The 943-nt window shown below is 76.6% G+C and carries 1 protein-coding gene; it reads left to right on the forward strand.

Going from position 1 to position 943, the window contains the following annotated elements:
* Positions 1–943: penicillin-binding transpeptidase domain-containing protein (locus HW578_RS27035; RefSeq protein ID WP_255529146.1), on the forward strand; the 943-nt coding region annotated here is incomplete at both ends.

Raw genomic sequence — 943 nt, forward strand, 5'->3', positions numbered from 1 at the left:
GGGGATGTCGGAGACCGATCGCGCGCTGTCGATCGCCGCCGCCATGCCGGAGCGCCGGCGCGACATGCCGCGCCTGGCGCCCCACCTGGCGCGGGAGATGGCGCGGGGCGCGACGGGCCATGTGACGCTGACGCTCGACGCGCCCTTGCAGCGCGCGACGGAGCGGCTGGCGCAGGAGATCCTCCCGACGCTGCCCGACCGTGCCGCGCTCGCCATCGTGGTTGCGGATGTCGCGACGCGCGAGGTGCGCGCGCTGATCGGCGGCGAATGGGGCGCGGAATCGCGTGCCGGTGCGCTCGACCTCACGCGCGCGGTGCGTTCGCCGGGCTCGGCGCTGAAGCCCTTCCTCTATGCCATGGCGTTCGAGCGCGGCATCGCCACGCCGGGCAGCATCGTCGCCGACCTGCCGCGGCATTTCGGCGAATACGCGCCGGAGAACTTCTCGCGCGACTTCGCCGGGCGCGTGACGGCGGCGCAGGCACTGCGCATGTCGCTGAACCTGCCGGCCGTGGCGCTGCTGGACCAGGTGGGCGCGCTGCGCTTCGCCTCGGCGCTGAAGGCTGCCGGTGCGCCGCCGCGCCTGCCGCGGGGGGCGGATGCCTCGCTTCCGCTGGCGCTGGGTGGCGCCGGCACCACGCTGCGGGAGATGGTGGCGCTCTATGCGACGCTCGCCGACCACGGGCGCGCGCGGCCGCTGCGCCTGCGGCCCGGTCCCGCCGAGGACGCGCAGCAGGTGGTCGAGCGCCGCGCGGCGGATTCCGTCGGCGCCATCCTCGTGCAGGGCTTCCCGGGTGGCGGGCCGGCCGGCGTGGCTTGGAAGACCGGCACGTCGTGGGGCGGGCGCGATGCCTGGGCGCTCGGCTTCGATGCGCGGCATGTGGCGGGCGTGTGGATCGGCCGGCCGGACGGCACCGCCATGCCGGGCGCCACCGGGCGGCAGGGC

Source organism: Roseomonas rosulenta, from assembly GCF_016106005.1.
Lineage (GTDB): Bacteria > Pseudomonadota > Alphaproteobacteria > Acetobacterales > Acetobacteraceae > Neoroseomonas > Neoroseomonas rosulenta.